This is a genomic window from Thermoleptolyngbya sp. C42_A2020_037, from assembly GCF_015272455.1.
Taxonomy (GTDB): domain Bacteria; phylum Cyanobacteriota; class Cyanobacteriia; order Elainellales; family Elainellaceae; genus Thermoleptolyngbya.
Genome location: NZ_JACYLP010000049.1, coordinates 13,755 through 25,113 on the forward strand (window position 1 = coordinate 13,755; position 11,359 = coordinate 25,113).

The following is an 11,359-nucleotide window of genomic DNA, read 5'->3' on the forward strand; positions in this document are numbered from 1 at the left end:
CGCTCACGAATTTCCCACACAGCTACGGTGAGATTCCGGCAATCCTAGTCAACCCCTCAGTTCGTAGTCGGCGCTTTAGCGCTAAAGCACTCACTACGAACCCCAATTTCTGTGGATTCTGAAATGTTTATGCTGCACTAGTCTGGCGACATAGGCGAGCAGGCGGGCGCAATAGCTTACTGAGTAAGCGCAAAGGTTGGCTGACTGCGCCTTAATCTCTGTCGATTTTCCCCGGAGCCTGTCGCCATGACAAAAAGCAAAGATCTGACGGTTTTGATCATTTCGCTGCTGGTTACCGTTGGCTCAATCGGTCTGCTGTCTGCCTGGATTTTTCCTCGCCTTCAGCCAGGACGAATGTCGCCGACGGTTGTGGGCATGTCCTCATCCCCAACCGTAGGTGAGGTGCCGCCAGACCTAAGCAGCCTGCCAGACCGAATCAGCCTTGGCAATCGGCAGTTAATCACGTCAGTCACCACGCCTGCCAAGCGGGAGGGCATTGCCGCGTTTGACGCGCAAGACTACGACAAGGCGGTGGAGTGGTTTGAGCTATCGCTGAAGGCGCTGCCCAACGACCCGGAGACGCTGATTTATCTGAACAATGCGCGGCTGCGATCGCAGGAAGACAAAATGCTGGCGATCGCCGTCAGCGTTCCCATCGGCACGAACCTCAACGTCGCCCAGGAAATTTTGCGGGGCGTGGCGCAGGCGCAAAGTGAGGTCAATCGGCAAGCTGACCCACGATTGCGGGGGCTAGAGGTCACCATTGTCAACGATGACAATCAGCCCGCCATCACGCGAGAACTTGCGAAGCTGCTGGTGGCCAACCGCAAGCTGCTGGCGATGGTGGGGCACAACACCTCGGATGCGTCGATGGCAGCCGCGCCGACTTATCAGCAAAACGGGCTGGTGATGATTTCGCCGACCACCTTTGATGCTGATGTGGCAAAGGTGGGTAACTTCATTTTTCGAGCGGTGCCCACGCCGCAATCGATGGTGACACCGCTGGTGGACTACATTCTGGCGCGATCGCCCCAATCTGCAAAGATCCTGGTCTGCTACGACTCCACAGCGCCCGACAATAACCAATTTCGGAATGCGTTTGTGGATGTGTTGACGGGGCGCGGCGGCGAGATTGTGAAAGTGGTGAACGAGCAGGGCGAAGACCTGTGCGATTTTGCGTCTGAGGGGTTTGATCCGGATGCGGCGATCGCCCAGGCGCTTCAGCAGCAAGCGACAGGGCTTTACCTCGGCCCCAGCATCAACTATCTCGACCCGGCAATTGGGGTAGCGCGGGCGAATAACGGACGGCTGTCTCTATACAGCAGCCCGTCGCTCTACACTCACAAAATCTTGCAGGACGGGCAACAGGCCGTCGCAGGGATGATCTTGCCAACGCCCTGGAGTCCCGATGCCTATCCAGATTTTGCCCGCAAAGCACAGCAACTTTGGGGAGCTACAGTAAACTGGCGCACCGCCACCGCCTACGACGCGACGCAGGCGATCGCCGAAGGATTACTGCGTGCGGGCAATAGCCGCAGCACCTTGCAGCAAGCCCTGACCTCTCCGGACTTTGCCGCCACCAGTGCTGGCAAGGGCGCAGTGCGGTTTCTCGACACGGGCGATCGCCGCCTCACGCCTGTCCTGGTTCAAGTTCAACGAACTGAGTCAGGCAGCTACCGATTCAGAGCCATTGATTAGGGCACTGGTCTGGTGATGGATGAGTGATCGGTTTGGGTCAGCAGTTCGAGGTTCCAAGAGATATCGAGGGGCGATCGCCCAGAGGTTTTGGTGTTGGGAGATGAAGGGCGATCGCCCGGACGCATCCCACACTCAGGTTTCCTGCCGTCGTGCGTAGGCTGTCATCGGCTCTTTGATGAAGCGGATGTAGAGATGGCGGAAGGTGGACTTGATCACGCGGGGCATTCCAAAGTCAATCGGCATGAGGCGATCGGAGAGTTTCCAGTTTTCGATTCGCAGGTCGGCGGGCTGGCAGAGTGGGAAACTGATTTGATGCAGCGGCGGACATAGCCCCATACGCTGGGAGGCGGCAACCGTAGGTACTTGGTCTGGATTGACCTGGAGGATATCCACCAGAGCGCGATCGCACGCAAAGACATCTGCCGACGCAGCCAGCACGCCCAGCATCCTCGGTTCGCCGCCGCTGGGGCCGTTGCCCTCGTGGCCAAGGATGCCGTCGGCAATGGTGAGGTTGGGGGCGATCGCCCGCGCCGTTTCGACCAACATTTCTCCAAAACGGCGGCTGTCTTTGCCTGCTTCCATGTGCCACCAGGCTTTCATCTTGCCGGGGACGCAGCCAAATAAATTCTTCACACCCAGCGTCAGCGTTAGTTGCATGTGTGATTTGACCTTGGGCAAATTGATCACCACATCTGCCTCCATTGCCTCTTTGCACAGCAGCAGGTGGTTGAAATTCTCGCTCACGGTTTCGTAGCGGCGACCGTTCCATTCCACAATCGGCAGATTTAGCTCGTCGATTAGCGGCTGATAGCCATTGGCGATCGCCACCCCCCGCGCACTGCCAAAGGCGGGACTGTCGCCCAAAAACGGCTTGCCGCCTGCCGCCTGCACCAGTTGCGCGACGACGTAAACCAGTTCCCAGCGCGTCACGCATTCCTTGCTCGGTCGTGCCCCCGTCAGCAGGTTTGGCTTGAGCAAGACGCGATCGCCCGGTTTCACGAACGCCCCCATGCCGCCCAGCGGTTCCAGCAGGGTTCGCAGGGCTTGGCGTAGCGATTCATGTTCGTAGCTGGTGGCCCGCAGCAGACTGACTGTAGACATAACGCAATGTTGAAAAACTATCTTGATTTTGCACCAACTCGCCCAAACCAGTAGCCGCCCACCCGCCTCACCGGAAATAATGGAGGAGACTTACCCGATTCCCCCATTGCCCCATGCCTCACCGCCGCCTGCTGGCGATCGCCCTTGCCCTCCTACTCTGGCTCTGCGGAATTTCCCCTACCCGCGCCCAGGATCTCGCGCCCGTGCTGACGCTCGACCCGCCGCCGCCCAATACGGAATTTTACGAATATCGCGTGCTGCACAATCCCGACGGCATTGGCAAATTTTACATGGGGCGAGAAATCGCACAGGTAATGGGGCACCAGGGGGCAGCGTGGCTAGAGCGGCCGGGGCGATCGTTCCAAGAGCAGCCCGACAAAGTGCTGCCCGCCCTCAACCTAAAGCCAACCGATGTGGTTGCCGATATTGGCGCGGGCACGGGCTACTTCAGCTTTCGCCTGAGTCCGCTGGTGCCCCAGGGCAAGGTGCTGGCGGTAGACATTCAGCCGGAGATGATTGATATTCTTGAGTTTTTTAAGCAGGAAGCCGCAGCAGCGGGCACGCCTGCCGACAACGTAATACCGGTGCTGGGTGAACCAGACACCCCCCAACTCGCGCCAGAAAGCATCGACCTGGCGCTGATGGTGGATGCTTACCACGAGTTTGAATATCCGCGCGAGATGATGGAAGCCATTTTTAAGGCGCTGAAACCCGGCGGCCGCGTGGCGCTGGTGGAATATCGCGGCGAAAATCCCTTTATCTCTATCAAAGGGCTGCACAAAATGACCCAGCGCCAGGTGAAGCAAGAAATGCAGGCGGTGGGGTTGGTCTGGCGAGAAACCAAGGGCTTTTTGCCGCAGCAGCACCTCATGATCTTTCAGAAACCTGCATAATGCACTGGCACATCCGCGATTTGCAGCCTGATGAACCCAACACGATCCGGCAATTGGCGGCAATGCTGGTGGATGCCTTTGGCCCGATGGAGCATGGCTGGCGCGATATGCCGTCTGCGGTGGCAGAAGTGGAGGAATCGCTGGCGGGCGATCGCCTCAGCCGCATTGCCGTTTTGCCGTCGGGTGAAGTGATTGGCTGGATTGGGGCGATCGCCCAATATGGCGGCTCTGCCTGGGAGCTACATCCACTGGTGGTGCAGCGCAACTGGCGCAGACGGGGTGTGGGGCGATCGCTCGTACAAGACCTGGAACAACAAGCCGCAGAAAAGGGCGGCCACACCCTCTATCTGGGCACAGACGACGAACTGGGTCAAACCAGTCTGTTTGGGGTTGACCTCTACTGCGATCCATTTCAGCACATCGCCCAAATTCGCAATCCTGGCAACCACCCCTACGAGTTCTATCAAAAGATGGGCTTTCAGATTGTCGGTGTGCTTCCCGATGTCAATGGGCCCGGCAAGCCCGACATCCTCATGGCAAAACGGCTAGTGCAGGATTTCCTGAGCTAATGTTGTATTAGCTCAATGCCTGTGAGAATGCTCACTGTGGGAAGGCTGGTGGGAATGGTTATGCGTATGTCCGTGGGCATGGCGATGCTCAGATGGGTGAGCATATCCAGAATCATGCGAGTGGGAATGTCCATGGGAATGTCCGTGAGAATGCCTGTGGGAATGTTCGTAGGAATGCCCATGGGAATGCTCGTGGTGATGGTGATCTGTATAGGACTGGGCCAGGGCGATCGCCAAGGATGGGGTCACTGCCAGCGCCTCTTCTTCCAGTAGCGCAGCAATCTGCCCATCGGCCCAGTCTGCTGCCATTTGCAGAAAGTCGGGGTGGTCATTAACACAGGGCATCTGCACATAGGTCACTTCGGGATGGCGGCGACGCAGCCCGTGGATGATGTGATCCACATCCAGCAGGGTTTCGTGGTTTTCGGTGGCAAAGCCAATGGGCATGAAGACCAGCGCTGTTGCACCCAAGTCGATTAGGTTTTTGGCGGCCAGTTCGGCATTGGGCTGGGTCCACTCGATCAGCGGGGTTTGGTGATTCAGCCAGCCGACGGAAATCAGCGGATAGCGGTGAATCAGCTTTTCGCGCACCCGCTCATAGAGCGCCTGACTTTCGTCAATGCCGGAGGTAAAGCCCTTGGCTTTGTGGGGGCAGCCGTGATTCATTAGCACAATGCCCGTCTGTGACGGCAGGTGCGCCACTGCCAAGTCAGCGCGAATCTTGTCTTCGACTAGCCGCGCCATCAGGTCGATGTATTCCGGCTCGTTGTAGAAGGAGGGAATGTAGCGCGTACCTTTGAGCCAATGCTCGGAGCCAACAAAGGTTTTCGTCAGGGCTTTGTTAACCTGCTCCACCGCAATGCCACTGGTAAAGATTGAGTCCACCACCAGCAGTGGATAAATTAGCAGCTTGTCGAAGCCCTCTGCCTGGATTTGCGCCAGCACTTGCTCCGGCAAAAACGGGGCGCAGAAGTTAAACGCCTTGAAGACTTTGATGCGATCGCCCCATTTTTCCTTCAGCCGCGCCTCAATACCCGCCCGCTGCTGCTCGAAAATCGCATTGTGCGGCGAAATAAAGTGATCGTGCTGATGCTGCCACTCATGTAGGTCAAACATTGCCAGCAGCTTGGCCAGCGGCGGATAGATCCAGGTGGGGACGGGGGCAAATTTTGCCGTCAGCAGGTTCAGCGCCTGCTCGTTGTAGTTGGCAAAGTCTTCGTAGCTTTCGACCTCACCGTAGCCCATCAGCAACACCGCCACTCGGCTGGACGGGGCCGCGCTGGGGGAAAGCTCGGCGGGAGTTTGCTCAAGTCGTTCGGGAGTAGCAACCACGCGATACACCTACCAGTTAACGTATGGGGGCAATGTGACAAGGAATACAGGGATACATTGAAGCGGTTTCCTGCATCCTCCATAGCCTAGCATCCCCCTACCGGGTATGGGCATCTTTCCCTTGTATTTCTCGACTATTCACCCTGGGGGCGATCGCCTTAACCCCAGAGGCGGCGGCGCGGCGATCCCCCCAGGCGGCGATGGGCATCGCGCAGCAGGGTGGGAATATCCAGTGCTTGGGGACAGCGCGGCAGGCAGTCGCCACAGTCGGTGCAGCGATCGCCCCGGCGGCCGGGAAACCAGTGCCCCGCGTTTTCAAACATGCCGTAGCGGTAGGTGCTGTATTGGGTCATGTCGTAGGCCACTGCCAGGTTTCGCAGCCGCAGCACTTCGGGAATGTGGATGTCTTCGGGGCAGGGCAGGCAGGCATAGCACTGGTGGCACTGGTCGGTTCCCAAGACAGCAGATTGGTGCGATCGCAGCCGTTCTAAACTCTCCAACTCTTCGTCCGTCAGCGGGTGTGTCTGGTCTGCCATTTCCAGGGGCCAGTCCAGTTCCTCTGGCTTGGCCGCGCCCAGGCTAAGGGTGGTAATACGCGGGTCGCTGAGCAGCCAGCGATAGCCCAAGTGCAGCGGCGAAAAAGGGTTGCACAGCGCTTCCAGTCGTTCTGGCGGTGTATAGAGCAGGCCGCCCTTGTCGGCGGGAGAAATAATGAACACGCCCATGTCCTGTTGGTGCGCCAGTTCGACGGCGGCTGCGTTGCGCTGAAAAAACAGAGTGTAGTGCAGGTTTACAAACTGAAACTGGTCGGTGGCGATCGCCCCCAAAATCACCTCCAGCGGCCCATGCGTCGAAAAGCCCACCCACCGCACGCGCCCATCGGCGATCGCCGCCCGCACTGCCGCCATGCAGCCCGTTTCTGCCGTCACTAGGGCCAAATGCTCTGCCGTATTCACCCCGTGAATCGCTAAGCAGTCCACATAATCTAGCCCCAGCCGCGCCAGCGATTCGTCAATGCCCCGCGCCATTGCCTCGGCATCGGCGGTGGGTGGCAGCTTTGTGGTGATGATCAGATCTTCCCGCCGCAGTCCCGTCAGCGCCTTGCCTAAAAAAATCTCGCTGTTGCCATAGCCCCGCGCCGTTTCGAGGTGGTTCACGCCGAGGGCGATCGCCCGCTCTACGGTTTGCCGCGCCGTCTCTGCCGAAGCCAGATAGCGCATCGTCCCCAGCGAGAAGACAGACAGTTGCAGATTGGTTTTCCCAAAGCGGCGGTAGTGCATGGCTGCGAGTTATGCTTGCGAGTCGCCCTCGTGCAGGAGCCAGTCCACTGCCTTCACCACCAGCCGCGCTGAACCCAGGAAAAACGGTGCATTGAGCGTGTCGGGGGTGTCGCTGGGCTGGTGATAGTGGGGATTGCGGAAGTTGGCGGTGTCGGTCAGCAGCACTGCGCCGATGCCCGCTTTCCAGAAGGGGGTGTGGTCGCTGCGGAGGAGGTCGGGCGTGAGGTCGCCCAGCAGCGGCACGGCCAGGCTGAGGACGGGAGTGACATCGGCAGACGAGGCATCGGCAATCTGGTGAAACGCCTGGATGAGGTCGGGATGAGGGCGATTCCCGTAGGGATTGCGTTGCAAATCGCCAATCACCGCCAGAAAATTGCCCCGATCCGTCGGTGGGGCGATCGGCAGCATCGCCGGATAGGACTGGCAGCCGGCCAGGTCGCAGCCGTAGCCGATCATATCCATTACCACCGCGCCCCGCACCCCCTGCCGCCGCGCCGCATCGGCCACAAACGCCTCGCTGCCCTCCAACCCCGCTTCCTCTCGATCGAATAACACCAGTTCCAGGGCGCAAGGGGTGTCTTGAGAATCGAGCAGCCGAGCCGCTTCCAGAACCGTTGCCACGGCCGTCGCATTGTCGTCGGCTCCGGGAGAATCCTTCACCGTGTCGTAGTGCGCGGCCAGCAGCAGTTTGGGACGATCCGGCGGCGCGTCTGGGCGAGTGGCGATCAGGTTCTCTCCAGCGGTTTCGCCGGTGCCGAAGGGCTGACGCGCTACCTGCCAGCCTGCTGCGGTCAGCGATCGCTCGATATATTCTGCCGCTCGCTGGCGATCGCCCGCTTCGTATCGCACAAAGCTGAGCGCCTCCACATCCCCGCGCAGCCGAGCAGGGTCAATGTCAGGCGTAGTCAGCGCTGACCCCAAAGCGGTGGGCTGTGGGCGAGAGTGCGATTCCCCTAGAAATCCCGTCGGCAGCAGCCCCGCCGCCAGCCCGACTAGCAGCGCGATCGCCAGCCACAGCCCCACCCAACGCCGTCGAATTCGCATGGTAAACGGTTCAGCGTTTTGCAACATGAATCCCCGATCATCCTAGCGCCATTGCCGGGCCTTGGGAAATCGCGGCAGTCCTGTGCAAAACCCGCAGAATTCCTGGCCCGATTGCGGGCGATCGCTGCCATGATGGAGCAGAGCGTTTCGCAACCCTGCGCCAGCCTATTATGAGAGACCGCATCGAACAGCTTGTAGAAAATTTGGGACGCGCCATCGTTGGCAAGTCGGAGGCGATTCGGCTGGTGCTGGTGGCGCTGTTTTCAGGGGGGCACGCGCTGCTAGAAGACGTGCCAGGGGTCGGCAAAACGCTGCTGGCCAAGTCCCTAGCGCGATCGATCGACGGCCAGTTTCAGCGGCTGCAATGCACGCCCGACCTGCTGCCGTCGGATGTCACCGGGACGAATATCTGGAATCCCCGCAGCGGCGAGTTTGTGTTTATGCCGGGGCCCGTGTTTGCCAACGTGGTGCTGGCCGACGAAATCAACCGCGCCACGCCCCGCACCCAGTCTGCCCTGCTAGAAGTGATGGAAGAACAGCAGGTGACGGTGGATGGCGTGTCGCGCCGCGTGCCCACGCCCTTTTTTGTGATTGCCACGCAAAACCCGGTGGAATATCAGGGCACATTCCCGCTGCCCGAAGCCCAGATGGATCGCTTTGCCCTCTCGCTGAGCCTGGGCTATCCAACGGAGCTAGAAGAATTGCAGATGTTGCAGCGGCTAGATGGCGGCAGTGTGCCCACCGAAGCGTTGCGCCCCTGCCTGTCGCTAGAGGAGGTGCAGGCGCTACGACAGAAGTGCGCGGCGGTGCATGTAGAGCCGCATTTGCAGCAATATATGCTGAGTCTGGTGCGGGCGACGCGGCAGGATGAGGAGATTTTGCTGGGCGTTAGTCCACGGGGGACCGTGGCGCTGCATCGGGCCGTGCAGGCGATCGCCTTTTTGGAAGGACGCGACTACGCCATCCCCGACGACGTGAAGTATCTGGCCCCTTTCGTGCTAGCCCATCGCCTGATTCCCGCAGGCGGCCGCAAAGCGCGGCTGATCGTCGATCGCCTGCTGCACACCGTGGCGATTCCGTAGCAGCGATGAGGGGAGGGTTGGAATGGTGGAGGGAGGAAGATGAAGAGGGAAGAGGGAAGAGAGAAGAGAGAAGAACGAAGAACGAAGAGGGAAGAGGGAAGAGGGAAGGGGTTCCGGTTTTCGGTTTTCGATTTTTCCGTCCCTTTCGCCTGTCACCCAAATCACCCCATCACCCAAATCTCCCCACCAGTGCGCCCAAGGGTGCCGATTCCGGCTAGATTGATGTTAAGGAATATTTTCTTTTTGGTTTTTCCGTTTCATCCTCTGAATCTGCACTGAAGGAGTCCGTTGTGCCGTACTACTACTCAAGCGCTCCGTATTTTCTGTTTGTGGCGGGGCTGTTGGCGGGGCTAGCATCGGGTGCGGCCTTTTCGGCAACCCTCAAGCAGCAAGTCAACGAATGGGACAAAAACCGCTCGACCCGCACGCTGGCGAACATGCAGGGGCCGCAGCTTTTGGTGCCATTTTTGGGAATTGCTGGCGGCGTGTGCTTTTTCCTCGCCGCTGGGCTAGAAATCTTTGGCTTTCCCACTAAGCTGGCCTACGCGGTTGCCATTCCGCTGACGGTTCTGACTGGACTGCTGGTGTGGACTCAACTGGCACGGCTGCTGGAGCAACTGGAGCGTGGCGGCTCCAAAGCGCTCGATCTGGACTCTTTTGGCTAAAGTGAAGAAGTGGCAAAAGACCGCATCTCGACTCTGCGCCAACTCCTCTAATCCTTAACCCCTAAACATGGTCTACCTCTACTGGATTCTTGTTGCGGTGATGCTGGTGGGCGTGATTGGCTCTTTCGCGCCTGCGATTCCGGGAATTGGGCTAATTGCGCTGGCGATCGCCGTTTGGGGACTCGTCAATGGATTCACCGGACTGGGCATTCCCCTGACGGTGGCGGTGGTGTGCCTACTGGTGGGCACAGGGGTCGATTTTCTGGCCACCTACTTGGGCGCGAAAAAAGCTGGCGCTAGCAAGTGGGGGCAAATTGGCGCAGTGGTGGGGCTGCTGCTGGGTGTGTTTGGGCTGCTGCCCGCGCTGCCCTTTGGCGGCCCGTTTTTGGGGCTGCTAATTGGCCCCATCGCGGGGGCGATCTTGGGTGAGTTTCTGTTTCGCAAGGATCTGTGGCTGGCAATTAAGGCCGGTTTGGGGATTGTGGTGGGGTCGCTGATTGGGCGACTGGTGCAGTTTATTCTGGCGATCGCCACCTTTGCAGTTTTCCTGTGGATGACGCTGCCCACCGTAACCGCAGTTCCGGGCGCTGCCTGATCTTGGTTATTGGCTATTGGTTATCGGCTAGCAGAAATGCCTGATATTGGTTGGAAGAGATGCAGCGTGGCCCTCTAGGGTTCGCGCCGCACTTCTTCGACCTGACTGACGGACAGAATCAGCGTCATGGGTCGTCCCAATTCTCGGCTCACAAACTCTTCCAGCAGTTCCACCTGGCGCGGGGTGACGGGTTCTCGGCTCCGCACCGTCAGCCGCACTTCGGGGGGCTGGGTATACCAGTTGATGTCGCTATCGACCAATTGCACGCGCTGAAAGGTTGCCGTGCGCGTCAGCAGCGCCCGTTTCAGGGTGGCCTCAAGCTGGTTTTGCTGCACCATTTGCACAAAGCTGACCCCCAGCGGAATTAGCAACAGCCCGGTGAAGGTGAAGGCCCACAGCAAGGCTCTTTGCGCCTGTTCGATCGGCGTATAGCCTGCCAGCAAAAAGGTCAACATGCAGGACAACGTGATGCCCAGCAGGTTGGTGACGTAGAGCAGCGTTGCCCCTAGGCTAAGGTGCCAGTCGCCTTGGGAGAGGCCCAGCCCAATCACGCAAACAGGCGGCATAAGGGCAACGGCGATCGCCGTTCCGGGCAGCGAGGCCGACACTTTGGGATTGATCTTGGCATAGCCGCTTACGCCGCCAGCCGCCACCGCGACCCCCAGATCCAGCAGGTTGGGGCTGGAGCGGGCCAGCACCTCGCCGCCAAAGCTGGCAATGCCCACGACGCGCCCCAATAGCCAGGCGATCGCCAGGGCGAGCAGCGTTCCCAGCAAGACTGATGTCGCCGATCGCCGCACCAGCAGAATGTTGCCCTCCAGCGCTCCAAAGGCCAGCGCCCGAATCGGCGACATCAGGGGCGCGATAATCATCGCGCCGATGATCACCGCCGCGCTGTTGGACAATAGCCCAAAGGTGGCGATCGCGCAGGACGTGACGACTAGCACCAAGTAAGGCGTATTCGCAACTGACTCACTCAGCATCTCGCTGTGAAGGCGCTCCAATTCCGAGAGGTTGACCCGCCCCCGCTGAAGCGTTTTCACCGTCTCCCAAAAGTTCGCCATGAATACTGCTATTCGTCTCCGCCTCATCGTTCCTCC

Annotated in this window: 12 protein-coding genes; 6 read left to right on the forward strand and 6 right to left on the reverse strand. The window is 59.4% G+C overall.

The annotated features are described in order from the left end of the window. Positions 1–246 precede the first annotated feature (246 nt). Complete coding sequence (locus tag IGS16_RS17875; protein WP_297087740.1) at positions 247–1,698, forward strand: ABC transporter substrate-binding protein; 1,452 nt, start codon at positions 247–249, stop codon at positions 1,696–1,698. Here the strand turns inward: IGS16_RS17875 and IGS16_RS17880 are convergent. Next, the gene (locus IGS16_RS17880) at positions 1,695–1,823 is read right to left on the reverse strand and encodes a hypothetical protein (RefSeq protein ID WP_297087742.1); all 129 of its coding nucleotides are present in this window, start codon (positions 1,821–1,823) and stop codon (positions 1,695–1,697) included. The genes IGS16_RS17875 and IGS16_RS17880 overlap by 4 nt on opposite strands. Before the next feature lie 7 nt (positions 1,824–1,830). Continuing rightward, the gene (locus IGS16_RS17885; RefSeq protein ID WP_297087744.1) at positions 1,831–2,799 is read right to left on the reverse strand and encodes a DUF362 domain-containing protein; all 969 of its coding nucleotides are present in this window, start codon (positions 2,797–2,799) and stop codon (positions 1,831–1,833) included. 113 nt (positions 2,800–2,912) lie between these two features. Here IGS16_RS17885 and IGS16_RS17890 point away from each other — a divergent pair, with 113 nt between their 5' ends. Both IGS16_RS17890 and IGS16_RS17895 read left to right on the forward strand, forming a co-directional pair. Beyond that, a complete protein-coding gene (locus IGS16_RS17890) occupies positions 2,913–3,692 on the forward strand; it encodes a class I SAM-dependent methyltransferase (protein ID WP_297087745.1) in 780 nt (259 codons plus the stop codon). Beyond that, the gene (locus IGS16_RS17895; RefSeq protein ID WP_297087747.1) at positions 3,692–4,261 is read left to right on the forward strand and encodes a GNAT family N-acetyltransferase; all 570 of its coding nucleotides are present in this window, start codon (positions 3,692–3,694) and stop codon (positions 4,259–4,261) included. Before IGS16_RS17890 ends, IGS16_RS17895 begins: the two co-directional genes overlap by 1 nt. Before the next feature lie 12 nt (positions 4,262–4,273). Here IGS16_RS17895 and IGS16_RS17900 read toward each other — a convergent pair whose 3' ends face one another. From IGS16_RS17900 to IGS16_RS17910, 3 genes are all read right to left on the reverse strand, one after another. Beyond that, positions 4,274–5,593 (reverse strand): ferrochelatase, encoded by a 1,320-nt coding sequence (locus tag IGS16_RS17900; protein ID WP_297087749.1) that lies wholly within the window; start codon positions 5,591–5,593, stop codon positions 4,274–4,276. A gap of 158 nt (positions 5,594–5,751) precedes the next feature. Then, a complete protein-coding gene (locus IGS16_RS17905; RefSeq protein ID WP_297087751.1) occupies positions 5,752–6,873 on the reverse strand; it encodes an aldo/keto reductase in 1,122 nt (373 codons plus the stop codon). Positions 6,874–6,882: 9 nt separating this feature from the next. Next, the gene (locus tag IGS16_RS17910) at positions 6,883–7,917 is read right to left on the reverse strand and encodes a M28 family peptidase (RefSeq protein ID WP_297087753.1); all 1,035 of its coding nucleotides are present in this window, start codon (positions 7,915–7,917) and stop codon (positions 6,883–6,885) included. Positions 7,918–8,087: 170 nt separating this feature from the next. On the opposite strand from IGS16_RS17910, the gene IGS16_RS17915 reads away from it, so the two are divergent. From IGS16_RS17915 to IGS16_RS17925, 3 genes are all read left to right on the forward strand, one after another. Next, a complete protein-coding gene (locus IGS16_RS17915) occupies positions 8,088–8,999 on the forward strand; it encodes a MoxR family ATPase (protein ID WP_297087755.1) in 912 nt (303 codons plus the stop codon). 290 nt (positions 9,000–9,289) lie between these two features. Further along, a complete protein-coding gene (locus IGS16_RS17920) occupies positions 9,290–9,664 on the forward strand; it encodes a hypothetical protein (protein WP_068507798.1) in 375 nt (124 codons plus the stop codon). A 67-nt stretch (positions 9,665–9,731) separates the two neighbouring features. Then, entirely contained in the window at positions 9,732–10,259 is a 528-nt protein-coding gene (locus IGS16_RS17925; protein WP_297087758.1) for a DUF456 domain-containing protein, read from the forward strand. Between the two features lie 74 nt (positions 10,260–10,333). On the opposite strand, the gene IGS16_RS17930 is transcribed toward IGS16_RS17925, so the two are convergent. Then, complete coding sequence (locus tag IGS16_RS17930) at positions 10,334–11,323, reverse strand: DUF389 domain-containing protein (RefSeq protein ID WP_297087761.1); 990 nt, start codon at positions 11,321–11,323, stop codon at positions 10,334–10,336. Positions 11,324–11,359: the final 36 nt, after the last annotated feature.

Bases quoted from the DNA above. Each gene is read 5' to 3' on its own strand.
- IGS16_RS17895 (WP_297087747.1), top strand. From the start codon at position 3,692: ATGCACTGGCACATCCGCGATTTGCAGCCTGATGAACCCAACACGATC.
- IGS16_RS17915 (WP_297087755.1), top strand. From the start codon at position 8,088: ATGAGAGACCGCATCGAACAGCTTGTAGAAAATTTGGGACGCGCCATC.
- IGS16_RS17910 (WP_297087753.1), bottom strand. From the start codon at position 7,917: ATGCGAATTCGACGGCGTTGGGTGGGGCTGTGGCTGGCGATCGCGCTG.
- IGS16_RS17905 (WP_297087751.1), bottom strand. From the start codon at position 6,873: ATGCACTACCGCCGCTTTGGGAAAACCAATCTGCAACTGTCTGTCTTC.
- IGS16_RS17930 (WP_297087761.1), bottom strand. From the start codon at position 11,323: ATGGCGAACTTTTGGGAGACGGTGAAAACGCTTCAGCGGGGGCGGGTC.
- IGS16_RS17885 (WP_297087744.1), bottom strand. From the start codon at position 2,799: ATGTCTACAGTCAGTCTGCTGCGGGCCACCAGCTACGAACATGAATCG.
- IGS16_RS17890 (WP_297087745.1), top strand. From the start codon at position 2,913: ATGCCTCACCGCCGCCTGCTGGCGATCGCCCTTGCCCTCCTACTCTGG.
- IGS16_RS17875 (WP_297087740.1), top strand. From the start codon at position 247: ATGACAAAAAGCAAAGATCTGACGGTTTTGATCATTTCGCTGCTGGTT.
- IGS16_RS17925 (WP_297087758.1), top strand. From the start codon at position 9,732: ATGGTCTACCTCTACTGGATTCTTGTTGCGGTGATGCTGGTGGGCGTG.
- IGS16_RS17880 (WP_297087742.1), bottom strand. From the start codon at position 1,823: ATGCGTCCGGGCGATCGCCCTTCATCTCCCAACACCAAAACCTCTGGG.